The 24,162-nt window shown below is 62.2% G+C and carries 27 protein-coding genes and 1 tRNA gene; 21 read left to right on the forward strand and 7 right to left on the reverse strand.

From position 1 onward, the window contains the following. Positions 1-3 precede the first annotated feature (3 nt). A complete protein-coding gene (locus RID11_RS03685) occupies positions 4-297 on the forward strand; it encodes a (2Fe-2S)-binding protein (protein ID WP_350136083.1) in 294 nt (97 codons plus the stop codon). Next, a complete protein-coding gene (gene bfr / locus RID11_RS03690) occupies positions 245-730 on the forward strand; it encodes a bacterioferritin (protein WP_350136084.1) in 486 nt (161 codons plus the stop codon). The genes RID11_RS03685 and bfr overlap by 53 nt, the downstream gene beginning before the upstream one ends. A gap of 48 nt (positions 731-778) precedes the next feature. On the opposite strand, the gene RID11_RS03695 is transcribed toward bfr, so the two are convergent. After that, positions 779-1,486 (reverse strand): CDP-alcohol phosphatidyltransferase family protein, encoded by a 708-nt coding sequence (locus RID11_RS03695; RefSeq protein WP_350136085.1) that lies wholly within the window; start codon positions 1,484-1,486, stop codon positions 779-781. 90 nt (positions 1,487-1,576) lie between these two features. Continuing rightward, positions 1,577-2,164: a cytochrome P460 family protein gene (locus RID11_RS03700; protein WP_350136086.1), complete on the reverse strand. Its 588-nt coding sequence runs from the start codon at positions 2,162-2,164 to the stop codon at positions 1,577-1,579. A 340-nt stretch (positions 2,165-2,504) separates the two neighbouring features. On the opposite strand from RID11_RS03700, the gene RID11_RS03705 reads away from it, so the two are divergent. The 5 genes from RID11_RS03705 (at position 2,505) to RID11_RS03725 (ending at position 4,982) form a co-directional block, all read left to right on the forward strand. Continuing rightward, complete coding sequence (locus RID11_RS03705) at positions 2,505-2,909, forward strand: DUF2515 family protein (RefSeq protein WP_502949335.1); 405 nt, start codon at positions 2,505-2,507, stop codon at positions 2,907-2,909. A gap of 68 nt (positions 2,910-2,977) precedes the next feature. Beyond that, positions 2,978-3,778 (forward strand): hypothetical protein, encoded by an 801-nt coding sequence (locus tag RID11_RS03710; protein ID WP_350136088.1) that lies wholly within the window; start codon positions 2,978-2,980, stop codon positions 3,776-3,778. 105 nt (positions 3,779-3,883) lie between these two features. Next, the gene (locus tag RID11_RS03715; protein WP_350136089.1) at positions 3,884-4,291 is read left to right on the forward strand and encodes a universal stress protein; all 408 of its coding nucleotides are present in this window, start codon (positions 3,884-3,886) and stop codon (positions 4,289-4,291) included. A gap of 88 nt (positions 4,292-4,379) precedes the next feature. Then, positions 4,380-4,613, forward strand: coding sequence for a TFIIB-type zinc ribbon-containing protein (locus RID11_RS03720; RefSeq protein ID WP_350136090.1), 234 nt, complete (start codon positions 4,380-4,382; stop codon positions 4,611-4,613). A gap of 42 nt (positions 4,614-4,655) precedes the next feature. Beyond that, positions 4,656-4,982 carry a VanZ family protein gene (locus RID11_RS03725; protein ID WP_350136091.1) on the forward strand — a complete coding sequence of 109 codons (327 nt, stop codon included), beginning with the start codon at positions 4,656-4,658 and terminating at the stop codon, positions 4,980-4,982. Positions 4,983-4,985: 3 nt separating this feature from the next. Here the strand turns inward: RID11_RS03725 and RID11_RS03730 are convergent, their stop codons facing one another. From RID11_RS03730 to uvrB, 3 genes are all read right to left on the reverse strand, one after another. After that, positions 4,986-5,204 carry an aspartate aminotransferase gene (locus tag RID11_RS03730; RefSeq protein WP_350136092.1) on the reverse strand — a complete coding sequence of 73 codons (219 nt, stop codon included), beginning with the start codon at positions 5,202-5,204 and terminating at the stop codon, positions 4,986-4,988. Positions 5,205-5,397: 193 nt separating this feature from the next. Beyond that, the gene (locus RID11_RS03735) at positions 5,398-5,946 is read right to left on the reverse strand and encodes a hypothetical protein (RefSeq protein WP_350136093.1); all 549 of its coding nucleotides are present in this window, start codon (positions 5,944-5,946) and stop codon (positions 5,398-5,400) included. Positions 5,947-5,949: 3 nt separating this feature from the next. Continuing rightward, a complete protein-coding gene (uvrB, locus tag RID11_RS03740; RefSeq protein WP_350136094.1) occupies positions 5,950-8,148 on the reverse strand; it encodes an excinuclease ABC subunit UvrB in 2,199 nt (732 codons plus the stop codon). 414 nt (positions 8,149-8,562) lie between these two features. On the opposite strand from uvrB, the gene acs reads away from it, so the two are divergent. The 13 genes from acs (at position 8,563) to RID11_RS03805 (ending at position 22,502) form a co-directional block, all read left to right on the forward strand. Then, positions 8,563-10,503, forward strand: a complete 1,941-nt coding sequence (gene acs, locus RID11_RS03745; RefSeq protein WP_350136095.1) for an acetate--CoA ligase — start codon at positions 8,563-8,565, stop codon at positions 10,501-10,503. A 14-nt stretch (positions 10,504-10,517) separates the two neighbouring features. Then, complete coding sequence (locus RID11_RS03750; RefSeq protein ID WP_350136096.1) at positions 10,518-11,204, forward strand: adenylate kinase; 687 nt, start codon at positions 10,518-10,520, stop codon at positions 11,202-11,204. A gap of 69 nt (positions 11,205-11,273) precedes the next feature. Then, on the forward strand, positions 11,274-11,534 hold the full coding sequence (locus tag RID11_RS03755; protein ID WP_050662583.1) for a DUF4212 domain-containing protein: 261 nt from the start codon (positions 11,274-11,276) through the stop codon (positions 11,532-11,534). A gap of 14 nt (positions 11,535-11,548) precedes the next feature. Further along, positions 11,549-13,333 carry a sodium:solute symporter family protein gene (locus RID11_RS03760; protein WP_350136097.1) on the forward strand — a complete coding sequence of 595 codons (1,785 nt, stop codon included), beginning with the start codon at positions 11,549-11,551 and terminating at the stop codon, positions 13,331-13,333. A gap of 118 nt (positions 13,334-13,451) precedes the next feature. After that, entirely contained in the window at positions 13,452-15,293 is a 1,842-nt protein-coding gene (locus tag RID11_RS03765) for a DUF294 nucleotidyltransferase-like domain-containing protein (RefSeq protein ID WP_350136098.1), read from the forward strand. A 3-nt stretch (positions 15,294-15,296) separates the two neighbouring features. Further along, positions 15,297-15,803: a hypothetical protein gene (locus RID11_RS03770; RefSeq protein ID WP_350136099.1), complete on the forward strand. Its 507-nt coding sequence runs from the start codon at positions 15,297-15,299 to the stop codon at positions 15,801-15,803. Between the two features lie 34 nt (positions 15,804-15,837). Then, the gene (locus tag RID11_RS03775; RefSeq protein WP_350136100.1) at positions 15,838-16,218 is read left to right on the forward strand and encodes a response regulator transcription factor; all 381 of its coding nucleotides are present in this window, start codon (positions 15,838-15,840) and stop codon (positions 16,216-16,218) included. Further along, on the forward strand, positions 16,215-18,281 hold the full coding sequence (locus RID11_RS03780; protein ID WP_350136101.1) for a 3'-5' exonuclease: 2,067 nt from the start codon (positions 16,215-16,217) through the stop codon (positions 18,279-18,281). The genes RID11_RS03775 and RID11_RS03780 overlap by 4 nt, the downstream gene beginning before the upstream one ends. Positions 18,282-18,337: 56 nt before the next feature. After that, positions 18,338-18,411: transfer RNA gene (locus RID11_RS03785), tRNA-Gly, on the forward strand. Between the two features lie 88 nt (positions 18,412-18,499). Continuing rightward, complete coding sequence (locus RID11_RS03790) at positions 18,500-20,296, forward strand: ABC transporter transmembrane domain-containing protein (RefSeq protein WP_350136102.1); 1,797 nt, start codon at positions 18,500-18,502, stop codon at positions 20,294-20,296. A 323-nt stretch (positions 20,297-20,619) separates the two neighbouring features. Further along, positions 20,620-20,931: an ETC complex I subunit gene (locus RID11_RS03795; protein ID WP_350136103.1), complete on the forward strand. Its 312-nt coding sequence runs from the start codon at positions 20,620-20,622 to the stop codon at positions 20,929-20,931. Positions 20,932-21,012: 81 nt separating this feature from the next. After that, positions 21,013-21,465, forward strand: a complete 453-nt coding sequence (locus RID11_RS03800; protein WP_350136104.1) for a hypothetical protein — start codon at positions 21,013-21,015, stop codon at positions 21,463-21,465. A gap of 92 nt (positions 21,466-21,557) precedes the next feature. Further along, positions 21,558-22,502 carry an IS1595 family transposase gene (locus tag RID11_RS03805; RefSeq protein WP_350136105.1) on the forward strand — a complete coding sequence of 315 codons (945 nt, stop codon included), beginning with the start codon at positions 21,558-21,560 and terminating at the stop codon, positions 22,500-22,502. 134 nt (positions 22,503-22,636) lie between these two features. On the opposite strand, the gene RID11_RS03810 is transcribed toward RID11_RS03805, so the two are convergent. Then, positions 22,637-23,416 (reverse strand): DUF3800 domain-containing protein, encoded by a 780-nt coding sequence (locus RID11_RS03810; RefSeq protein WP_350136106.1) that lies wholly within the window; start codon positions 23,414-23,416, stop codon positions 22,637-22,639. On the opposite strand from RID11_RS03810, the gene RID11_RS03815 reads away from it, so the two are divergent. Next, positions 23,415-23,573 carry a hypothetical protein gene (locus RID11_RS03815; RefSeq protein WP_350136107.1) on the forward strand — a complete coding sequence of 53 codons (159 nt, stop codon included), beginning with the start codon at positions 23,415-23,417 and terminating at the stop codon, positions 23,571-23,573. The two genes, RID11_RS03810 and RID11_RS03815, sit on opposite strands and share 2 nt — an antisense overlap. A 143-nt stretch (positions 23,574-23,716) precedes the next feature. Here RID11_RS03815 and RID11_RS03820 read toward each other — a convergent pair whose 3' ends face one another. Then, positions 23,717-23,914: a hypothetical protein gene (locus RID11_RS03820; protein ID WP_350136108.1), complete on the reverse strand. Its 198-nt coding sequence runs from the start codon at positions 23,912-23,914 to the stop codon at positions 23,717-23,719. Between the last annotated feature and the right edge of the window lie 248 nt (positions 23,915-24,162).

Consider the following 24,162-nt stretch of genomic DNA (forward strand, 5'->3'; position numbering starts at 1 on the left):
CCGATGATGATCTGTCACTGCATGGCCATCACCGATGGTGACATTCACCGCGCCATGGACTGGATGCGCGCGTCGGACCCCGACACGCTGATTACCCCCGGCAAGATTTACCGCGCGCTGGGCAAGCGCGCCGATTGCGGCGGGTGTCTGCCGCTCTTTGTTGACACCATGCGCAAGGCAGATAGCCTTGGTATACCTATGCAATTGCGCGGACTTCGCCGCGCCACCACACAGGGAGACGCATATGAAGGGCGACGCCAAGGTAATCGACTATCTCAATCAGGCGCTCAGGAGTGAACTGACCGCCGTCAGCCAGTACTGGCTGCATTACCGCCTGCAGGAGGACTGGGGCTATGGCCGCATCGCCGCCAAGTCGCGCGAGGAAAGCATCGAGGAGATGCACCACGCCGACAAGCTGATCGAGCGGATCATCTTTCTCGGCGGGCATCCGAACCTGCAGAAACTCGACCCGCTGCGCATCGGTCAGACCCTGCGCGAAACGCTCGAGTCGGACCTCGCAGCAGAGCATGACGCGCGCACCCTCTATATCGAGGCGCGCGACCATTGCGACAGCGTGAGCGACTATGTCTCGAAGAACCTTTTCGAGGCGCTGATCGCCGACGAGGAAGGCCATATCGACTTTCTTGAGACGCAGATCGACCTCTTCGACGATCTGGGTGCCGAACGCTACGGGCTGCTCAACGCGAGCCCGGCGGATACCGGCGAGTAAGCCGAACCTGCCAGCAAATCGGGGCCGTCGCGATGATCCGCTGCGGCGTTAGTCGTCTCTGGTGGCCCCGGTCTCGGGGATGAGTTGCTGAATGATGCCTGCAAAGACCAGGTAGACGCTGGTGACGACCAGCCCCCAATGCGCCCAGCTTTGCGGGTCGAAATGCACCCAGGCGGCCCAGCCCGCGAAGAACGTCCAGGCCAGCGCCATCGGCAGGGTCAGCCAGCGCCAGCGCTGCGTGCGCACCGGGTGCACGAACTTGAGCGGCAGGAAAATCGCGACCGACAGGATCACCACAAGCGCGAGGATAATCCAGAACGGCGGTTTGATCGCGAACATCACGATCACCATCATGTTCCAGCAGCCGGGAAAGCCCTGAAAAGAGTTGTCCGTGGTCTTCATCCGCGTGTCGGCGAAATACATCGCGCTGGCATAGGTGATCACGATGATCGCCACCCACCCCGTCCAGCCCGGCAGCAGATCTGAACTGAAGAGCGCGAAGGCGGGAATGAAGACATAGGTCAGGTAGTCGATGATCAGGTCGAGCAGCACGCCATCGAATTCGGGGGCGTATTTTTGCACGTGATATTTGCGCGCCAGCGGCCCGTCGATGCCGTCAACGGCAAAGGCCACGACCAGCCACAGGAACATCAGCTCCCACTCGCGGTCGATCGCGGCGAGCATGGCAAGCATCGCGAAAACCGCGCCGGTGGCTGTCAGAAGGTGAACGAAAAGCGCGCGCAACTGTGGTGTCATTTTGGTTTAATGGCGCAGCTATCCGGGATTTGCAAAGAAAAACCCGGCCCCCCTCGCAGGGGACCGGGCGGTTGCCGTGAGTGGAATGCCTCAGTTCGAGACGCGGACCTCTTCGAGCGGGTAGGCGAGCATGTCCTGCGCCTCCCAGGAGACGTGGCAGTCGTGGCAGAAGCTCTGCTTGAATTTCATCGGCTTGCCGTTGGGCTGCACGCCCGCATAGACCCAGTTGGCGGTGTCGGGGGCGCTGCCCTCTTCGCCCTTGGTCATGATGAAGAGCGGGCCGGTGCGGGCCTCTTTCTGCTTGGCGCTGATCGAGATGCTTTCCTTGGCGAGGACCGAGCCTGCGGGCATGTCCACGCCCTCTTCGGCGAATTTCAGGTATTGCTCGGCAGCGGTGTCATTGGCGAAGGTCTGCAACAGGCGATTGCCATGCGCGCCCGCAACGGCGGGGCGGGTCGAGGTCACGGTCCAGTCGCGATAGGCGGCGGCCACCTCGTTGCCTTCCTTGGCGTATTTCTCGGCCATCTCATCCTTGAGGCAGGTGTAGATTTCGTCGATCGCGGCGGCGTCAAGCTCGAACGGGTCGGTCACGTCGACGGCACAGGCCGCATGCGCGAGCGGGGCGATCGTGAGGCTGGCGGCAAAGGTCGCGGCGGCGGCGAAAAGCTGGCGTTTCATAATGTTCATTCTCCATGTCGGTCATTGGACGCAAAGGTCACCCGAGGCGGAGCGTCGCATAATTCGATTGTAATTGAACCTAACTATTACGTGAGGAAACAGTGCCCTTGTGTGGGGCGGCGGGGCGTGCGCCCAACGGGTGCGCAGGGCGGGCATCATCGCCGCAGCCTGTGGTTCTACCGCCCTGCCGCGGCCCACATTCGCGTTGCCCTGGGGCCGGCGCGGCGCTATCTTGAGTTGTGTGCAGGTCACGGGTGGTGAGTATTTTCATGTTAAGATTGTCGGCGCGACAGATGCACGAGCGTTTTATAGAGATGCTCTTTGAGATGCCAACCTCACCATTTTCGAAAGCGTCTACCCCCCTAACAAGTTCATGCAGACCTGCGGCTATGAAAAGCTGAAGGAGTGCGTGGAAAACGGTGAAATTGATGTCGATCGAAATATAATGACTGCGCTGGGAGAGATCGACGCGGGCAACCTGCGGGCCGGGGCAGATCTGCTCGCTGAGCACGAACAGGTGGACGTGGTGCAGCCGGTTTACGAGCGGCACAAGGAGACGTTCGAGGACCTCGCGACGGCGGAAAGCTGGGTGCCGGGCGATCAGACCAGCATTCCGGTGTCCTATGATTGCACCCGTCACGATCTTGTGCCGCTCGGGGATCTGGATATCGCGAAGGCTCGGGATCGTGTGAAGTATTACGGCAGACTGATGGACCGCATGATGACGATAGAGGGGCTGCCATGACCCGGCGCGGAGGTGTTCTGATTTCCATAGCCGTCTGTGCGGCTGCCCTGTTGATCTGGAGAGTTTTCATGGCCGATACCACCCCCGACACGCGCCTGCCCTTGCACGCCAAATTGCGGATTCTTGAGCCATTGCCAGACATGCTGGCGCGGAATGACTCCTCGCTTATGTGGTCGCAGGCGCGTCGCTCGGACGCGCCAGACAGCAGCCTGTTGCTTCCTGTGGCGCGCGCCTCCGAGCGTTATCCTGAGGATCCGTCGGAGTTGGTGCTGACCTATGACGCACCGGGCTGTCCGTTGACCCTGCCTGCGGGGCGGCAAATGCAAATCTCATTCGAAGGGCCCGTGATCGTCGACTCCTATCTGATCTATCCGATGGAAACGATGACCTGGAACGAGATGCAGGCGATGGTCTCCCACACGGTGGATCTCTTCGAGGCGGCGGGATGGCCGTTCAAGCCCAAGGCTAAAGCCGGACCGCCCTCGGTGCTTCGCCGCGAGATCACCGTGGAGCAGTTGAACAAGAAAACCTATGGCACGAAATATGTGAATATCGGGCGTTGGAGCCCGTGTGACGCGCCCCATATCGAGGCATCTGCCGAGGTGAGGCACCTGAACTCGGCCCCGAGCGGACCGTCGATTCCGCCCGCTGCGGCGACGTCGCCGCGCGATCCGGACGCGCCCGACCGGTTCGTGATGCTGGTGAAGTTCTGGATCGACAACGATGTCCTGACCGGGGAAATCAGGCAGTTGACCGAGGCCCGCCGCCTTGCCGTGCATGGCGATGCGGATCACCGCCTTCCGGCCAGTGTCTGGCTGGACGATCCCGGCTGGCGCCCCGAGGGCTGGGACGGGGAATGGATCGACTGAGCCGCACGGGGTTGCTGTGAGTGTTGCATGCGTGGTGATCTGGATCAAGGCGCGCGGGCGCGGTCTGCGCGACTATGGCCCATCGACAACGCGAAAGGAAATCCGATGTATAAGCATGTTCTGGTTCCGGTTTCATTCGACAACGAGCGCGACGGGGCAGGGGCCCTCGCGGCGGCAAAGCTGCTCGCGGGTGACAGCGGCAAGATCAGCCTGCTGCATGTGATCGAGCAGGTGCCGAGCTATGCCATTTCCTACCTGCCGTCGGGCTACCAGTCCGAGGCGCGCAAGGCGATCGAGGCGGAGCTGTCGGCGATGGCCGCTGCCCTGCCCAAGGCCGACTCCTTCGTGGTCGAGGGGCATTCGGGGCGCACCATTCTCGACTGGGCCGAGGCGCAGGGGCCCGATTGCATCGTGATCGCGAGCCATCGTCCGGGCATGCAGGACCTGCTGCTGGGCTCCACCGCGGCCAAGGTGGTGCGTCATGCGACCTGCGCGGTGCATGTGATCCGCTGAGCTGCGGCAGATCGCGCGCGCCCTTGCGGTGGCGCGCGCGCGACCCCACCTGAACCCCGAGGATTCAACAGCCGACAGGAGACCGCCCATGCAATGCCCGATCGATGGAACCGCGCTTGTGATCGCCGAACGTGCCGGGGTGGAAATCGACTATTGCCCGCAATGCAGGGGGGTCTGGCTGGACCGGGGCGAGCTTGACAAGATCATCGACCGGTCGGCGTCGGAGGCGACCCCGCCGCCGCGCGGTGATGATCGTGGCTATTCCGGCGGCAAACCGCGCAAGAAGCGGGGTGGCTTCCTCGAAGATCTGTTCGACTTCTGATCATCGCTTGATCGGGGCGGATGGTCGGCGTATGGCGCTGGCATGACCCGGTACCTGACGCTTGCCCTTGCCCTGATCATCGCCGTGCTGACCCTGACCCCGTCGTCAGTCCAGGGAGGTGTTCCCGGTTTGGACAAGCTGGCGCATTTTCTGGCCTTTGGCGCGCTGGCCGCGCCGCTGGCCTTTGCCTATCCCCGGCATTGGCGCGCGGTGGCGCTTGTTGTTCTGGCCTATGGCGGCATGATCGAGATCGTGCAGCCTTTCACGGGGCGCAGCGCCGAATGGGCGGATCTGCTGGCCGATGGTCTGGGCGCGTTCCTTGGCGCGTGGGGGGCCGCGCGGCTCGGGCGCAGGCGACGGCTGGCGTGAGGTTTACTGGGACTGCCGTGCGCCGAAATCTTGAAAAGATTTCGGTCCGATTTCTTTTGAAGAAATCGGGGGCGGCGTGAGCCAGCGCACCGGCGCGCGGTTGCAGAAGATGATGATCTGGCTGGAGTTTTCAATCGCCTGATAGCCGCGCCGGTGGATTTCACGCAGGAACAGGTCCATCCCCGCGAAGCGCTCAATGTCACGCGCCTTGCGCCGGATCACGGTGCCTTGTTGGACAGCCTTCGAGGTGAAGAGGTCATGCAGCCAGACCTCGGGCGTGAGGGGAGAGTTGCGGTTTTGCATGACGTGAGGATGCGGGACGGTTGGTTAAGGGGAGGTTAAGGGGTGAGTAGCGATGCCAGCCAGAATCGCGACGACGCAGGACATGGCGGGGCGGCATCTGCCCGAGAGCACCTTATTCCTTATTACGTGCAAGGAGTTTGGCGGTAACAACATAAGAGTCGTTTTCATAACCCAACTTCGATAATGCCCTAGTTTTCTTGGCAATAGTTCTAGGGGTCCAAACGACCCATCCTTTGTCACTGCAGATTTGTTCCAAGGCTATTTGGCGGTCTTTCATCACTCGTCCGGCAGCTAGTCCGAGTTTGATCTCAGTACGTTGATCAGCCAATCCTCTTTCGATTAAATCAATCTTAAGTCTTGAAAAAACAATTCTTCTGTAATTTTCACACGTAAACAGTTTGTATTTCCCTGTTGGAATTAAGTGGGTTTCTTGAAGTGATGAGCAAGGCACTCCGGGCGAATCCAGGTAAGACTTGACTTCCATTGCAATGATCGAGTTCGAGGATTGCTTATAGCCAATAACGTCTATCTCTGGCCTAGGAATACTTGGTTTACCAATTTGAACTTTCTCTTCTTTGGATAAATTCACCTTGTGGGATTGTCGGGTCCAATAACCGTCTTGTTCTAGAAGAAGTCTTATAAGTCCTTCGAAGCTATCCATGACTCACCGCCCCCGCCGCTTCACATTCCCCCCGCGCTGCCCCGGCCTCCCCGCCGTTGACCGCCCGCGCGAGCCGACGGCGGCGTCGCTTGCCTTCTCAACGGCCTGCTGCCGCGCCAGAGGATCGTCCGCCACGGCCAGATCCACCGCTTCCAGCCGCTTGACCTCGTCGCGCAGGCGGGCGGCCTCTTCGAATTCCAAATTCTCGGCGGCCTTGCGCATGTCGGTGCGCAGCCCTTCCAGCACCGCTTGCAGGTTGGCCCCGGCCATCGGCTTGTCGACCTTGGCGGTGACGCGGTTCATGTCCACGTCGCCCTTGTAGAGCCCCTGCAGGATGTCATCGACATTCTTGCGGATCGTGGCGGGGGTGATGCCGTGTTCCTCGTTATAGGCGATCTGCTTGGCGCGGCGGCGGTCGGTTTCGTCCATCGCGCGCTGCATCGAGCCGGTGATGCGGTCGGCATACATGATTACGCGCCCGTCGGCGTTGCGCGCGGCGCGGCCGATGGTCTGAATGAGCGAGGTTTCCGAGCGCAGAAAGCCCTCCTTGTCGGCGTCCAGAATGGCCACCAGCCCGCATTCGGGGATATCCAGCCCCTCGCGCAGGAGGTTGATGCCAATGAGCACGTCGAAGGCGCCAAGGCGCAGGTCGCGCAGGATCTCGATGCGCTCGATCGTGTCGATGTCGGAATGCATGTAGCGCACGCGGATGCCCTGTTCGTGCAGGTATTCGGTCAGGTCCTCGGCCATGCGCTTGGTCAGCGTGGTGCAGAGCGTGCGATAGCCTGCCTCGCTGACCCGGCGCACCTCGTCGAGCAGGTCATCGACCTGTGTCTCGACGGGGCGGATCTCGACCTGCGGATCCAAGAGCCCGGTGGGGCGGATCACCTGTTCGGTAAAGACGCCGCCGGTCTGCTCGATCTCCCATTTGGCGGGGGTGGCGGAGACGAAGACCGATTGCGGGCGCATCGCGTCCCATTCCTCGAACTTGAGGGGGCGGTTGTCCATGCAGGAGGGCAGGCGAAAGCCGTGTTCGGCCAGGGTGAACTTGCGCCGGTAGTCGCCTTTATACATGCCGCCGATCTGCGGGACCGAGACGTGGCTCTCGTCGGCGAAGACGATGGCGCTGTCCGGGATGAATTCAAAGAGGGTGGGGGGCGGCTCGCCGGGGGCGCGGCCGGTGAGGTAGCGTGAATAGTTCTCGATGCCGTTGCACACCCCGGTGGCCTCCAGCATCTCCAGATCGAACTGGGTGCGCTGTTCCAGCCGCTGCGCCTCCAGGAGCTTACCGTCGCCGACCAGCTGGTCGAGGCGGGTGCGCAGCTCTTTCTTGATGCCGATGATGGCCTGCTGCATCGTCGGCTTGGGGGTCACGTAGTGGCTGTTGGCGTAGACGCGGATCTGGTCGAACGTGTCGGTCTTTTCGCCGGTGAGCGGGTCGAATTCGGTGATGCTCTCCAACTCCTCGCCAAAGAAGCTGAGCCGCCAGGCGCGATCCTCGAGGTGGGCGGGAAAGATTTCGAGGCTGTCGCCGCGTACCCGAAAGCTGCCGCGCTGGAAGGCCTGATCGTTGCGCTTGTATTGCTGCGCCACCAGATCGGCCATGATCTTGCGCTGGTCATAGCTCTCGCCGGTTTTCAGGTCTTGCGTCATCGCGCCGTAGGTCTCGACCGAACCGATGCCGTAGATGCACGACACCGAGGCCACGATGATCACGTCGTCGCGTTCCAGAAGGGCGCGGGTGGCCGAGTGGCGCATCCGGTCGATCTGTTCGTTGATCTGGGATTCCTTCTCGATATAGGTGTCCGAGCGCGGCACATAGGCCTCGGGCTGGTAATAGTCGTAGTAGCTGACGAAGTATTCCACCGCATTGTCGGGGAAAAATCCCTTGAACTCGCCGTAGAGCTGGGCCGCCAGCGTCTTGTTGGGGGCGAGGATGATCGCGGGGCGCTGGGTCTCCTCGATGATCTTGGCCATGGTGAAGGTCTTGCCGGTGCCGGTCGCGCCCAAGAGCACCTGATCGCGCTCGCCCTCGCGCACGCCCTCGCTCAGCTCCGCGATGGCGGTGGGCTGGTCGCCTGCGGGTTCGAACGTGGTCGCCATGGTAAAGCGTTTGCCGCCTTCCAGCTTTTGCCTGGTTTTCACGTCCGGCGCGGGGTGGGCAAGGACCGCTTCGGAGCTGTCGGAATGGGCATAGGGCATCGCGGGTCTCCTTTGTGCCAAAGATGGCGTGTCTCGCGGCGGGTGCAAGCCCAATCCTCTGCCCGGTGCCCTGCGGCGCGAATCGTTGGTTGGCGTTGTGACGCCACGTCACTTCAACGCCTTGCGGCAGAGTGCCGCAGTCGCGCGGGTGGCGGGCTTTTGTTGCCGTAATGCGGCAGCGCAACGGACGTCACGCGCATAAATTGCGACGCCGGGTGCGAAAAACCTCAGGGAAAGTCAAATAGTAAAGGAATTTACAAAAAATTCAGAGAAAAAGTTAGAGATTTTCACACAATTTGTCATGTTTATGGCTGAACTGTTAATTTTTTACGCATTTCTGGGTATAGTATTCCATGGAGCACAACACCGCATGACCGGCTGTCATATGGTGTCAGGGATGGAGGAATTATAGCCATGGATGATGTCATTAATGCTGCAGGTGCGAGTGCGCGCGGTCATCACATCGACGCGGATGAGTATGCCCGCATGTACGCGCAGTCAATTCAGGATCCGCAGGGGTTCTGGGGCGAGCACGGCAAGCGGCTCGATTGGATCAAGCCCTACACCAAGGTAAAGAACACCTCGTTCGCCTATGACGACGTGTCGATCAAGTGGTTCGAGGATGGCACGCTGAACGTTGCGGCCAATTGCGTCGACCGGCATCTGGCGACACGCGGCGATCAGACCGCGATCATCTGGGAACCGGACGAGCCGACCGACGAGGCGCTGCATATCACCTATGCTGAGTTGCACGCGCAGGTCGGCAAGATGGCCAATGTCCTCAAGTCTCTGGGTGTCGAGAAGGGCGACCGCGTGGTGATCTACCTGCCGATGATCCCCGAGGCCGCCTATGCGATGCTGGCCTGTGCCCGGATCGGTGCCATTCACTCCATCGTTTTCGCAGGCTTTTCGCCCGATTCGCTGGGCGCGCGGATCAATGGGTGTGACGCCAAGGTTGTCATCACCGCCGATCACGCGCCGCGCGGCGGGCGCAAGACCAAGCTCAAGGACAACGTCAATCAGGCGCTGCTGCATGACACGGATGATGTGAAATGCCTCGTGGTGCAGCGCACCGGCGATCAGGTGGCGTGGCGCGCGGGCCTTGATTTCTGGTGGCATGAAGAGGCCGAGAAGGTCAGTGCCGAGTGCGCCCCTGAGGAAATGAACGCCGAAGACCCGCTGTTCATTCTCTACACCTCCGGCTCCACCGGCATGCCCAAGGGTGTGGTGCATACAACCGGCGGCTATCTGACCTATGCGTCGATGACGCATGAGTATATTTTCGATTATCACGAGGGCGATATCTACTGGTGCACCGCCGATGTGGGCTGGGTCACCGGGCACAGCTATATCGTCTACGGGCCGCTGGCCAATGGCGCGACAACCGTGATGTTCGAGGGCGTGCCGACCTACCCCGATGCGGGCCGGTTCTGGCAGGTCTGCGAGCGCCACAAGGTCACGCAGTTCTACACCGCCCCCACCGCCATCCGCGCGCTGATGGGCAAGGGCACCGCGCCGGTTGAGGGGTCGGACCTCAGCAGCCTGCGCCTGCTGGGGTCGGTCGGTGAGCCGATCAACCCTGAGGCCTGGAACTGGTATAACGAGAACGTGGGCAAGGGCCGTTGCCCCATCGTGGACACGTGGTGGCAGACGGAAACCGGCGGTATCCTGATCACCCCGCTGCCCGGCGTGACACCCAACCCCAAGCCCGGCTCGGCGACCAAGCCGTTCTTTGGGGTCGAGCCTGTGGTGCTCGACGATCAGGGCAACGAGTTGGAGGGCGCAACCGAGGGCGTGCTGGCGATCAAGGACAGCTGGCCCGGTCAGATGCGCACCGTCTGGGGCGATCACAAGCGGTTCGTCTCGACCTATTTCGAGATGTTCAAGGGCTACTATTTCTCGGGCGACGGCTGCCGCCGCGACGCGGATGGCGATTACTGGATCACCGGGCGGGTCGATGACGTGATCAACGTCTCGGGCCACCGCATGGGCACTGCCGAAGTCGAATCCGCGCTGGTTGCGCATTCGACCGTCAGCGAGGCTGCCGTGGTCGGTTATCCGCATGATATCAAGGGGCAGGGCATCTATTGCTATGTCACCCTGATGGACGGGATCGAGGCCACGGACGAGCTGCGCACGCAGCTTGCCAACTGGGTGCGTCAGGAGATCGGCCCGATCGCCAAGCCGGATGTCATCCAATGGGCGCCGGGCCTGCCCAAGACACGCTCGGGCAAGATCATGCGCCGTATCCTGCGCAAGATCGCCGAGAACGATTTCGACAGCCTTGGCGACACCTCGACACTGGCCGATCCCTCGGTGGTGGATGATCTCATCACCAACCGCGCCGGCGCATGAGGGGGGCTGTGACAATGGACGGAACCAAGACAGCGCAAACCGCCGCCAATCTGGTCCTGCTCGGGCCGCCGGGGGCGGGCAAGGGCACGCAGGCGCGGATGCTGGAAGACGCATTCGGGCTTGTGCAACTCTCGACCGGCGACCTGCTGCGCGCCGCCGTCACGGCGGGCACCGAGGCGGGCCAACAGGCCAAGGCGGTGATGGAGGCGGGCGATCTGGTGTCCGACGAGATCGTCATCGCGATCCTGCGTGACCGGCTGGCGGAGCCGGACTGCGCGCAAGGCGTCATTCTCGACGGCTTTCCGCGCACCACGGTGCAGGCCGAGGCGCTGGATGGGCTGATGGCCGATCTGGGCGCGGGCATTCGGGCGGCGATCAGCCTCGAGGTGGACGACGCCGCGATGGTGACACGGATTTCCGGGCGGTTCACCTGCGCGGGCTGCGGCGAGGGCTATCACGACACGTTCAAGGCCCCTGCCGTGGAGGGTGTCTGCGACAAGTGCGGCGGCACCGAAATGACCCGCCGCGCCGATGACAATGCCGAAACGGTGGAGAGCCGCCTGCGCGCCTATCACGCGCAGACCGCGCCGCTGATCGACTATTACGACGCGCGGGGCGTGCTGGTCCGCGTCGATGCCATGGCCGAGATCGGCACCGTGGCGCAAGAGCTGAACACGATCGTCAAGCAGGCGACCGCGTAAGGGAAGGCCCGCGCCGGGATGGTCCCGGCCCGGGCAGGAGGAAACCTTTGACAAAAGGGAGGACACGCTTTGTCCGATAAGGAAGCCGCAAAGGCATATTGGAAAACCAATGTGCGCATCATTCTCTGGAGCCTGGTGATCTGGGCTCTGGTCTCGTTCGGGTTCGGCATTCTGTTGCGCCCCATGTTGTCGGGGATCGCCGTGGGCGGCACCGACCTTGGGTTCTGGTTCGCACAGCAAGGCTCGATCCTGGTCTTTCTGGCGCTGATCTTCTTCTACGCCTGGCGGATGAACAAACTCGATGCCGAACACGGCGTCGGTGAAGAATAAGGGAGCCGGGGACAATGGATCAGTTTACACTCAACCTGCTGTTCGTGGGCGCATCCTTCGCGCTCTACATCGGCATCGCGATCTGGGCACGCGCCGGATCGACCTCTGAATTCTACGCGGCGGGCCGGGGGGTTCACCCCGTGACCAACGGCATGGCGACCGCCGCCGACTGGATGTCGGCTGCCTCGTTCATCTCGATGGCGGGCCTCATCGCCTTTACCGGCTATGACAACTCGACCTTCCTGATGGGCTGGACCGGTGGTTACGTGCTGCTGGCGCTGCTGCTGGCACCCTACCTGCGCAAGTTCGGCAAGTTCACCGTCTCCGAGTTCATCGGCGACCGGTTCTATAGCCCGACCGCACGCATGGTGGCGGTGGTCTGTCTGATCGTTGCGTCGCTGACCTATGTGATCGGTCAGATGACCGGCGTCGGCGTGGCCTTTGGCCGCTTTCTGGAGATCTCCAACACCGCCGGTCTGCTGATCGGGGCCTGTGTGGTCTTTGCCTACGCGGTGTTCGGCGGCATGAAGGGCGTGACCTACACGCAGGTGGCGCAATATGTCGTGTTGATCATGGCCTACACCATTCCGGCGATCTTCATCTCGCTGCAACTGACGGGCAACCCGATCCCCGCACTGGGTCTTTTCGGCGATCACGTCGCGAGCGGCGAGCCGCTTCTTGCCAAGCTTGACCAGATCGTGCGGGAACTGGGCTTCAACGAATATACCGCCCATCATGGCGATACGTTCAACATGGTGCTGTTCACGCTGTCGCTGATGATCGGCACCGCCGGTCTGCCGCACGTCATCATGCGCTTCTTCACCGTTCCCCGCGTGGCCGATGCGCGCTGGTCGGCGGGCTGGGCGCTCGTGTTCATCGCGCTGCTTTACCTCACGGCCCCGGCTGTGGGTGCAATGGCACGGCTCAACATCACCGAGCTGATGTGGCCCAACGGCACCGATGCGCAGGCGGTTTCCGTCGAGGATATCGAAACCGACCCCAAGTATGACTGGATGGCCACCTGGCAGAAAACCGGTCTTCTGGGCTGGGAAGACAAGAACGGCGACGGGCGTATCCAGTACTACAACGACGCCAATGCCGAGATGCAGGAAAAGGCGGCCGCGAATGGCTGGGAAGGCAACGAGCTGACCAACTTCAACCGCGACATCCTTGTTCTGGCCAACCCCGAGATCGCCAACCTTCCGGGCTGGGTGATCGGTCTGGTCGCTGCCGGTGGTCTTGCTGCCGCGCTGTCGACCGCTGCCGGTCTTCTGCTCGCGATCTCCTCGGCGGTGAGCCACGACCTGATCAAGGGTCAGCTCAATCCGCGGATCTCGGAAAAGGGCGAGTTGCTGTCGGCACGTGTCGCGATGGCGGCGGCGATCGTGGTGGCCACCTATCTGGGTCTCAACCCTCCGGGCTTTGCCGCGCAAACCGTGGCGCTGGCCTTTGGTCTGGCGGCGGCTTCGATCTTCCCGGCGCTGATGATGGGCATCTTTACCAAGGTGAACAACAAGGGCGCCGTGGCGGGCATGATCTCGGGTCTCGCGGTGACGCTGATCTACATCTTCCTGCACAAGGGCTGGCTGTTCATCCCTGACACCAACAGCTTCACCGACGCCGATCCGCTGCTTGGCACGATCAAGTCGACCTCCTTCGGGGCTGTGGGTGCGATGATCAACTTCGCGGTGGCCTTCACCGTGTCGAAGATGACGGCCCCGATCCCGCAAGAGATCGAGGACTTGGTCGAAAGCGTCCGCGTGCCCAAGGGTGCGGCGGCGGCTGCGGCCGATCACTAAGCAAACCGGGCAGGGGCGGCGCACAATGCCGCCCCTGTCTCTTTCGCCCGCCGATATTTACGGCCACGCAGGGCGCTTTTAGGTTATTGATCCCGAACACCCCAAGAAAGGCCCGGCGATGCCCGAGACCGACCCCGCCCTGATCGACACGCTCTGCGCGCAGCCGCCCTTTGACGCGCTGACCGATGCGATGCGCGCGCGGCTTGCCCCCGGTCTGACGACCGTGGATCTGGCGCAGGGCGAGACGCTCTTTGCCAAGGGCGCGCCGCTCAAGGGGCTTTACGTGATCGTTTCGGGCGCGTTCGACATTCAGACCGGGGCTAATGACCTGGTGTCGCATCGCGGCCCCGGCGATATCATGGGCGAACGCGGCTTGCTTCGCGATGGCACCGCGCAACTGACCGCCCGCGCGTCAGAGTCTGCGCGCCTCATCCTCATCCCCGGGTCGGAGTTCCTGGCGCTGATGGAGGAATGCGACGACATCGCCCGCTGGTTCGCCCGCGCGCGGCCCACCGATCCTGCCGACACCGGCCCCTATGCGACCGGCCTCACCGCGCTTCAGGTCTCGGACCTGATGGCGAAACATCCCGTCACCTGCGGGCCGGAGGCGACGATCACCGATGTCGCGCGGCTGATGCGCGATCACGTGATTTCTTCGGTCGTGGTGATGGAAAGCGGGCAGTTGACCGGCATCATCACCGCCCATGACCTGACCAACAAGGTGCTGGCCGAGGGGCTGGACGGGCAGATCAAGGTGGCCCAGGTGATGACGCCCGACCCGGTGACGATCGCGCCGAACCGTCTGGGCCTCGACGCGCTGATGCTGCTGTCAGAGTTGAAGGTCAATCACCTGCCGGTGGCGCAGGGTGGCCGCGTGGTGGGGATGATCGGCAAGACCGACCTCTTCCGCCAACAGGCCGCCACGGCGAGCCACATGGTCGCCGATATCACCCATGCCGAAACGCCCGATGACATGGCGCATGTGATGGAGCGTGTGCCGGGCCTATTGGCGCAACTGGTGCAGGCGGGGGTCAAGCCCGCCTCGATCACCCGACGGATCACCGATATCACCGATGCGATCACCCGGCGGCTGCTGCGGCTGGCCGAGGCGCGGTTGGGCCCGCCGCCGGTGCCCTATCTCTGGGCCGCCTGCGGCTCTCAGGGGCGGCGCGAGCAGACCGGGGTCAGCGATCAGGACAATTGCCTGATCCTCGATGATGCCTTCGACCCCGACGCGCATGACGCCTATTTCGCCGATCTCGCCAAGTTCGTGAGCGACGGGCTCGATACCTGCGGGTTCTTCTACTGCCCCGGCGACATGATGGCGACCAATCCGCGCTGGCGGCAGCCGCGTGGCGTGTGGCGCGAGTATTTCGCGGGCTGGATCGCGCAGCCCGACAACGAGGCGCAGATGCTGGCCTCGGTCATGTTCGACCTGCGCGCCATCGCGGGCGAGGCGGCGCTCTTTGAGAACCTTCAGGCCGAGGTGCTGGCGCAGGCCAGGAAAAATTCGATCTTCGTGGCGCATATGATCTCGAACGCGCTCAAGCATACCGTGCCGCTGGGCCTCTTGCGGGGGTTTGCGCTGATCCGCTCGGGCGAGCACAAGAACACCATCGACCTCAAGCATTCCGGCGTCGTGCCGGTGGTCGATCTGGGGCGGATTTATGCGCTGCTGGGTTCCTTGGAAGAGGCGGGCACCCGCGACCGGATCGAGGGCGCGCGCGCGGGCGGCGTGATCTCGGAAAGCGGCGCGCATGATCTGCTCGATGCCTATGACCTGATCGCCGAGACGCGGCTGCGCCATCAGGCGGCGCAGATCGCGGGCGGCAAGACCCCGGATAATTTCATGAACCCGTCCGATCTGTCGGATTTGGAGCGCAATCACCTGCGCGATGCCTTCATGGTGGTCAAGACAATGCAATCGGCCATCGGACAGTCGCGCGGGGCAAGAGGATAACCCATGTTCTTTGAACTCATCGCCACATTCGCCGCAGGCGCGGTCGCTGCCGGTCTCGCGCTGATCGCGGGGCATCTGAGTGGCGGACGCCTGCCCAAATGGATCACCCCGGTGATGGCCGGGATCGCCATGCTGGGCTATGCGATTTGGTCGGAATATAGCTGGGCGGGGCGCACCACCGACGGGCTGCCCGAGGGGGTGGAGGTTCTGGTCACGGTCGAGGAAACGCGGTTCTGGAAGCCCTGGACCTATGTCATCCCGCAAACCACGCGGATCATGGCGCTCGATCGCGAGAGCGTGCAGACCAACCCTGATGCCCCCGGTATCCTGCTGGCCGATCTCTATTTCTTTGCGCGCTGGACACCGCCCGCAAAACGCCCGCAACTTGTGAACTGCGCAGAGGGCGCGCGCGCCGATGTGAGTGGCGCGGCGCTCGCTGACCCGTCCGAGGCCACGTGGAGGAGCATGGCCGAGGACGATCCGCTGAGCGAGGCGCTCTGCCAGACGTGAGTGCCCCGGACATGACCGGGAGAGGAGGCCCGCAATGTCGCAAAAAACCGTTCTGCTCGTCGAGGACGAGGACAATATCGCGCTGGCGCTCACCCATCTGATCGGGCGGGCGGGCTATGCCCTGCGCCGGGTGGCCTCGGGCAATGCCGCGCTCGAGGCGCTGGCCGAGGCGCGCCCCGATCTGGTGGTGCTCGACGTGATGCTGCCGGAGCGTTCGGGCTACGAGATTTGCCAATTGATCCGCCGGGATGCCGCCCTCAAGGGCATCAAGGTGCTGATGATCACCGCAGGCGGCGGTGAGGTGGAGCGGCGCAAGGGCATGGCGGTGGGGGCCGATGCCTTCATGACCAAGCCTTTCGCGGCTGCGGATCTGACCGCGCAGATCAACGCATTGCTGGCGGAGGAGGGGGCATGATTGAGCGTCTGACCAAGCGGCTTGGCCTGCGGCTGCGCTTTGCGCTCTTCTTTGCCGCCCTCGGGTTGGGTGGGGCTGTGCTGATCGCCGGGGCGCTGGTTTTCGGCTATTCCCGCGCGGGCGGGCCGCCCGATGGCTATGTGATCGCGGGGCTGATCGGGGGGCTTGGCTTGCTGGGGCTGGCGGCCTGGATCGGGCTCTTGTTCGATGAAAACGTCGCCAAGCCGATCCTTGCGCTCGCTTCGGACCTCACAACCCGCGCCCGTGCCGATGTGGATTTGCAGATCGACGAGGGCCAGGCCAAGCATCTCAGCACGCTGGCCCCCGCCGCCAACGCGATCAACGCCGCGCTCTCGGAGGCGCGCGCCGCGCGGCAACGCGCGGTGGAGCGTGAGACTGCCCGCATCGCCCGCGAAAAGGCGCTTTTTGAGGCGCTGTTTCGGGATCTGGGCGAGGGCGCGGTGGTGGCCACGCCAGACAATCGCGTGATGCTCTACAACCGCATGGCGCAGGACCTCTTGGGCGAGATCGGCCTTGACCGCCCGCTCTCGGCCTTCCTGCGGCCAGAGCCGGTGATGGACGCGCTGTCGCGGATGCAAAAGGCCCGCGTGCGCGGCGAGGTTACTGCCGAGACCTTCCTTGCCGCCTCTGCCGATGGCCAACGGTTCCTCTTGGGCCGGGTCAGCCCGATCCTGTCGGATGAGGAACTGTCGGGCCATGTCCTGATCTTCCGTGACGCGACCGAGGATCTGAGCGCCCATGCCGCGCATGATCACCTTTTCACCGCGCTGATGGAGGGGGTGCGCCGCCCCGCGGGCACCATCGGCGCGCTGTTGGAAGTTCTGCAATCGGTGGACGATCTTGCCCCCGAGGACCGCGCGCAGATGCGGCAGGGGATTGAGGATGAGGTCGCGCGGCTGTTCTCTTGTCTCGATGATTTCAGCGCGCGCCACGCCGCGATCAAATCGCGCCGCTGGCCGATGTCGCCGGTTGCGGTGAGCCATGTGTTTGACGGGGTGCGCGCCCACTCAGACGCGGATGTCAGAATCACCCGCAGCGAGGCGATGCTGGCCTGCGACGGCTTTGCCGTGACCACGCTTTTGGCGCTGCTCTCATGCCACCTGACCGAGGACGGCACGCGCGAGGCGCTGGCCCTCTCGGCGGAAGTGGAGGGGGGCGAGACCCGGCTGATCCTCGGCTGGCAGGGCGAGGCGGTGACCGACGGGCAATTGACCGGCTGGCTGGGTGCGCCGCTCTCGGAGGCGTATGGTGCTTATTCCGGGCGCGATGCGCTGGCCGCGCATCAGACCGACATCTGGGCCGAAACGCATGCTGCCGGCCACCGGATCGTCCTGCCGCTGGCCTCGGCCGCCCCGCCTCTTGCCCCGGGCGACGCGCGCCCCGAATTCTACGATTTCAACCTGCCCGACACGCCCGGCGGCGATCTGGCCGACAGGCCCTTGTCGGATCTCAGCTTTGTCGTCTTTGATACCGAGACCACCGGCCTCTCGCCGCGTGGCGGGGATGAGATCGTGCAGATTGCCGGTCTGCGCATCGTCAACGGCCGCATCCTGCGCGGCGAGACCTTTGACACATTGGTCAACCCGGGCCGCGCCATCCCGCCCGCCTCGACCCGCGTGCATCACATCACCGATGCGATGGTCGAGAGTGCGCCGGGTATTTCCGAGGCCGGGCAGAGGTTTCACGATTTCTGTCAGGGTGCAGTGCTGGTCGCGCATAACGCGCCGTTCGATCTGGCCTTTCTGCGGCTCAAGGAGCAGGTCATCGGGCGGCGGTTCGACAATCCGGTGCTCTGTACCGTGCTGATGTCGGCGGGGCTGTTCGATCACACCGGTCAGCACACGCTCGACGCGCTCTGCGACCGGTTCGGCATCACCATCCCGCCCGAGGCGCGCCATACCGCCATGGGCGACACGGTGGCCACGGCCGAGGTCTTCGTGCGCATGCTGGACCTCTTGCAGGCAAAGGGCGTCACCACGCTTGGCGGTGCGATCACCGAAGAGGGGCGGATGACCCGCATTCGCAAGGCGCAGAACTACTGAGCGCCGCTTGGCGTCTTGACCCTCGCCTCATGCTCCACTAACAACGGGGCCGTTGAGCGGGCGTTGTGTAATGGTAAGACCTCAGCCTTCCAAGCTGATGATACGGGTTCGATACCCGTCGCCTGCTCCATTCCTTTCCCCCTGCGGCTGAACTGCCCCTTGACCTCGGCGCGTGCGCCCGCCAAGACCCTGTGCGAAACGACGAGGGAAAAGAACCGATGGTGCGAAAGGCCGAAAACGGGGCCGATCAACTGGATCGCGAGAGATCGAAGCGGGTAGGGGCGCTGGCCGAATTATGGCCGTTCCTGCGGCCCTATCGTGCGCTTCTGGGCGCGGCGATTGCGGCGCTGGTGCTGACAGCGGCGGTGGCGCTGGTGCTGCCGATGGCGGTGCGCCGGGTGGTGGACAATTTCGGCACCGAGGACGGTGCGCTGCTCGATCAGTATTTCGGCGGCGCGCTCTTTATCGCGGCGCTGCTGGCGCTTGGCACCGGGGCGCGCTACCTGCTGGTGACCCGTCTGGGCGAACGCGTGGTGGCCGATATCCGCAAGGCCGTGTTCGACCGGGTGATCGGCATGAGCCCCGCGTTCTTCGAGCGGCTGATGACCGGCGAGGTGCTGAGCCGGATCACCACCGACACCACTCTGATCCTCTCGGTCATCGGCTCGTCGATCTCGATCGCGCTGCGCAACCTGCTGTTGTTCATCGGCGGCATGGCCCTGATGCTGCTGACCTCTGCCAAGCTGACCGGTCTTGTGCTGCTGATCGTGCCGCTGGTGATATTTCCGATCCTCTTTCTGGGCCGCAAGATGCGCGTGCTCAGCCGAGAGAATCAGGACTGGATCGCCAACAGTTCCGGCAATGCCTCCGAGGCGCTGTTGTCGGTGCAGACGGTGCAGGCCTTTACCCATGAGGGCGAGAGCCGGGCGCGCTTTGCCGATGTGACCGAGCGCAGCCATGATGCCGCGCGCCGCCGGGTGAACACCCGCGCGCTGATGACGGTGATCGTGATTTTCCTTGTATTCACCGGCATCGTGGGGGTGCTGTGGATCGGCGCGCGCGATGTGCGGGCGGGCGAGATGACGCCCGGCAGCCTGGTGCAGTTCGTGATCTATTCGGTGATGGTGGCGGGGGCCGTGGCGGCGCTGTCGGAAATTTGGGGCGAGTTGCAGCGCGCGGCTGGTGCTACCGAGCGGCTGGTCGAGTTGCTGCAAGCCGATGACCCGGTCAAGGACCCGGCCGCACCGGTGGCGGTGCCGCGCCCCGCGCGCGGCGGGATCGAGTTCGATGCGGTGCGCTTTGCCTATCCGGCGCGTCCCGAGACCCCGGCGCTTCATGATTTCAACCTGAACATCAAGCCCGGCGAGACGGTGGCGCTGGTGGGTCCGTCGGGGGCGGGCAAGACCTCGGTCATTCAGCTGATCCAGCGATTCTATGACCCCGATGAGGGCCGGATCACGCTTGACGGCGTGGCGCTCTGGGATATGGCCCGGCACGAGTTTCGCGCCGACCTCGCGCTCGTGCCGCAGGACCCGGTGATCTTCGCCGCCTCGGCGCGCGAGAACATCCGCTTTGGCCGTCTTGACGCGAGCGATGCCGAAATCGAGGCCGCGGCGCGCGCGGCCAATGCGCATGACTTCATCGCGCAGCTGCCCGAGGGCTATGACACCTATGTGGGAGAGCGCGGCGTGATGCTCTCGGGTGGGCAGAAACAGCGCATCGCCATCGCCCGCGCGATCCTGCGCGACGCCGCCGTGCTGCTGCTCGACGAGGCGACATCGGCGCTCGATGCCGAGAGCGAACGCGCGGTGCAGCAGGCGGTTGATGCGATGGCGCGGACCCGCACCACGATCATCGTCGCGCACCGTCTGGCCACGGTGAAAAAGGCTGACCGGATCGTGGTGATGGATCAGGGCCGGATTGTGGCGCAGGGCACGCATGACAGTCTGGTGGCGGAAAACGGGCTTTACGCACGGCTGGCGCGGCTGCAATTCACCGATGGCGAGGCGGCATGAGGGGGCTGGAGCGGTCATAGCACCCCGCCAGAAGGTGCTGCGTGATCGCAGGGCCGGGGACTGGCGATGCAACGTGTGTGGCAGGTACTTTATCCCAGCAAAATTCGTGTAACCCCAACAGGTTGTACGACCCCTCAAATCGCCAGGCCGCGGGACGGCCCGGCGATCGCGCGGCACCTTCGGTGCGTTTCGCGCGGGATGCGGCAACTGCAGCTCAAGGCCAATACCCGCACCAACCGACAGTCCGGCGCGCGGCCATTCGCCCCTTGCCCAACCCCCTGCGATTTGGGATAACCTTTACCAGATCAATCACGGAGAGGCTCATGCCCGCGCGCATCTACAAACCCGCACGTAATGCCATGCAGTCCGGCACCGCCAAGTCCAAGCACTGGGTGCTGGAATTCGTGTCGGAGACCAGGCGCGAGGTCGATCCGCTGATGGGCTGGACCTCGAATGAGGACACGCAGGCGCAGGTGCGGCTGCGCTTTGCCACCAAGGAGGCGGCGCTGCAATATGCCAAGGAACACGGCATCGACGCCGTGGTGCAGGAACCGCACAAGCGCAAGACGAACATCCGCCCGGGTGGCTATGGTGATAATTTCGCCACCAACCGCCGTCAGGTCTGGACCCACTGAGCCTAGCCCGCTTGTTTCCATAATACCGCCGCTTTCGGGCGTTATGCCGCTTGCGATCTTTCTTGTCGCAAGGGAACCCGAATGACCCACACCATCGAATCCCCGCGCCCCGTCTGGGGCCTGGCTGGCGTCATCGCCGGGCTGATCGCAGTCGCCTTGGTGACGCTCAGCCTGTCGTCGATCTTTGCCGAGCCACAGCCCGATATGGCCGCGCAGATCGGCGAAATGGCCGCTGAAATTCGCAAATCGGCCATACGTAGCATGATGGGCACCGAGCAACCGGTGCCCGAAACCCCCGCAATGACCGTGGCCACGATCATCACCCTCACCATTCCGGTTCTGGCCGGAGGGGCCGCGCTGTGCGGGGCGATCGGTCTCTTTCGCCGCGAACCGCTCAGCCTGCCGCTCTTGGCCCTGGGTTTCGGAACCGGGGCATTCCTGATGCAATACCTGTTCTGGATGGCGCTCTTTATCGGTGGGGTGGTCCTGATGGTCGCGATCCTCAACAACCTCGACAGTATCCTCGACTTCTGAGCGGTGTGCCAAAGCCGTTTTCAAAGGCGATTGTATACTTGACAAACCCAGCTGGGAATCCTATCTCTAGGTCATAGAGTTAGGAGCCTGTCATGTCTGTTCTGAGCAAACCGTATATGCACGACGAAGCCGCAGCCTTTGCGCATGTCGAAAGCATCATCTGGCCCAATGGCCCGGTCTGCCCGCATTGTGGAGTGGTGGACAGCGCCTATCGCCTGACTGGCGTTCGCACCAAGGCCAGCAAGAAGAACCCCGAAGGCAAAGAGCGTCATGGCCTCTGGAAGTGTCGCGAGTGCCGTAAGCAGTTCACGGTGCGCAAGGGCACGATCTTTGAAGATAGCCACATCGAAATGCACAAGTGGCTGCAAGCCATTCACCTGATGGTATCCAGCAAGAAGGGCATCAGCAGCCACCAGCTTCACCGCGTTCTGGAAATCACGCACAAGTCCGCGTGGTTCATGTCTCACCGTATCCGTGAGGCAATGCGCAGCGACACATCTGTTGATTTCGGCGCGGGTGGCGGCATTGTCGAGGTTGACGAGACGTTCATCGGTAAAGAGCCGGGCCAATCCCCCAAGCGCGGCATTGGCTGGAAAATGAAGGTGCTGAGCCTTGTGGACCGTGACACGGGCCGCGCCCGCTCCATGGTGGTCGATGATCTGCGCAAGGACACGCTGGCCCCGATCCTGCGCGATAACATGGCGAAGGAAGCACACCTCTACACCGATGAGGCGAAGCACTACACCGCAGTCGGCAAAGAGTTTGGCGCGCATGAGTGGGTCAGCCACCGCGCCAAGGAATACGTGCGCGGCGACGTTCATACGAACACGATTGAGGGCTATTTCAGCATCTTCAAGCGCGGCATGAAGGGCGTCTATCAGCATTGCAGCAAGAAGCACCTGCACCGCTATGCAGCGGAATTTGAGTTCCGTTATAATAACCGCGTGGCGAATGGCGTTGAGGATGCTGAGCGTGGCATCATTGCTCTTTCAGGGGCAGCCGGAAAGCGGCTGACATATGTTCAGCCTAATCAGTAGCTTAACCAAGAAGTAGCTGATTCTCTTGACAGAATCGGGATTTTGGACTATCTAATCGATAGCCCGATGCGTAAGCGGTCGGTATATGATGGTACATAATCCATCGGAGGGGGCGTTTTCGCCCCCTTCTAGTTTTATGGCAAAGATTTAGCGCCCCAACCCCATACTTTGCCATACGCGGATCTATTGTATTTTGCATCTACTAGTATCTTCACAACGCGCTCAGCGAACTGCCCCACCTGGACGGGGTGTTTTAGATTCCAGCGGATCGCGTAATGGCTTGGGTGGGCGAGAAGATCGCACAATTGCAAGCCTGCGATGTTGTCTTTTTTGGTTCTGAATTTTAGGTTTTTAGAGGGTATTCTTTCACGGATGCTGTCAGAAGACGCATATCTTGTGCCGTGTTCGAGAACCCTTGAAAACTCTTTCTGGAGGGCCGCGTCTTGCGGCTTCCCCCTTGCTTCTGGCATGATATCCCCAATGGTGCCCCTTTTTCGCAAACAGAGGGCATACTTCTCCATTAGCACCTCCATAAGAAAGTGATACGGATGCGTCCGGTCCCAATGAACCTTACTGTCCATGCCAAGTTTATCCAAAAATACAGTAATTACTGTATATTCCGTATCGCGCATTACGCCGAGAATTCTTTCATCAAACCGCAAACGAGTGTCGCCATCCGCGAGGGGGTGAAACGGCCCTTTTGCATGGCGGATATCGCTGCGATGCAAGCAGATAGGTTCATCCGGGTCTTCATTGAAGAATTCAGCTTTGATGGCGCTCAGGGCCGGAATTAAGAAATCCCGAGCATGATCTTTTGTCATCATCACGCCAGTGAGGCTAAGATAACGCTTTTTATCTAAATCTAGGCGCGTCATACTATCGACGCCGTGTTCATCTAAGTACATGCGATACATGGAGGAAATATTGGCTACAGATAAACAAAAGAGTCAACTCGACAAGTTCAAAGAAGCCGCCCGCCAGCTAGAGACGGACGACGATGAAGAGCGGTTTGAGAAGAAGTTGAAAAAGTTGGTGAAGCAAAAGCCCAAGGACGACGATAAGGGTAAGTGAGGTATTGAGTTACCTTGCACTATGGGGTAATATAGTACCTATGACTGAAACAGAAATCAAAATGAAGATTGCTGAATGGGTTTCTAGAAGCGGGTTGCCCGCCGCAGACATGAAGGCGGCGGCAGAGCAGCTATACCGCTTTGTCACCCATCAATCTTCCTAAATCCACGCACCGCCTTCAGGCATTCGGCATACGTATCTAAGACCCATTTGCGGTTTGCTGGATTTGAGCCGTGTGAATATAGTTCCCTGCCTTCGACGCTGGCGATCTCCTTCATGAGATTGAACGCTACGTGTTCGGGTGAGTTTTCGCCAATGTGAACGACAGTGTTGTCAGACATTCTCGAATCTCCTTTAAATGGAATCCGACCATGCCTTTACCTCACGGGTTTGTCAAATATACAATCGCCTTTTCAAACGGCTTGAAACGCGGTTTTCAAACCGCGTTGCCAAGGTCTTTGCAAAGACCTTGCGCGGGAGGCCTCGGAGCAGTGCTGAAAAGGGAAGCAGCACCTGGAAGGGATCTGGGGCACCCGCATCCCGGTGCTGCTTGCGCGGTCCGTGTCAGCTGGGAACTGGCACAGACCGA

The organism is Roseovarius sp. (genome assembly GCF_040219995.1).
In the GTDB taxonomy this organism is placed as follows: Bacteria; Pseudomonadota; Alphaproteobacteria; order Rhodobacterales; family Rhodobacteraceae; genus Roseovarius.